This is a genomic window from Natronococcus sp. (assembly GCF_047921035.1).
In the GTDB taxonomy this organism is placed as follows: Archaea; Halobacteriota; Halobacteria; order Halobacteriales; family Natrialbaceae; genus Natronococcus.
Genome location: NZ_JBLRWX010000275.1, coordinates 1 through 515, shown reverse-complemented (window position 1 = coordinate 515; position 515 = coordinate 1). Strand labels below are relative to the sequence as shown.

The 515-nt window shown below is 64.7% G+C and carries 1 protein-coding gene; it reads left to right on the top strand.

The annotated features are described in order from the left end of the window. A partial coding sequence (locus tag ACNA7R_RS20675) for a hypothetical protein (protein WP_416285402.1) occupies window positions 1-515 on the top strand: 515 nt, incomplete at both ends.

The window sequence follows — 515 nt, the reverse complement described above, 5'->3', positions numbered from 1 at the left end:
CAGCTCGCAGCCGCGGGGCTGGAGCGAATCACGGCCGCGGTCTCGATAGACCGGCGGCTGACGCTGGAGGACACGGCGCTGGGCGCGGCGGTCCTGGCCGTGAAGACCACCGCGGGCAGCGTCGCCAATCTCGAACTCGGCCTGCTGGAGTTCCAGCGCAGCAGTATCGGCCCGGACGACGTGGTGCTCGATTACCTGGCCGACCTCAATGCGCTGACGGTCACGCTCAACATCAGCCATGAGTTTGCGAACCTCGACACCGGCTTCAATTTCGGCCTGCAGGGCACGCCGCTGAGCAATTTCAATGCGAATGCGGATTTCGCGGTGCGTGCTGACGGCGATTTCAAGATCACCTTCGGCATCGACCTCGGCTCGAGCGTCTCGAGCATGAAGGCATTGCGACCCTACTTGCCGGAGGGCGCGGCGAGTGACGCCAATTTCACGCTGCTGATCAGCGATGGCGAGTCGTCCATCGTGGATGGCGGCGAGCTCACGGTTGCCGTGCCGGTGACCCT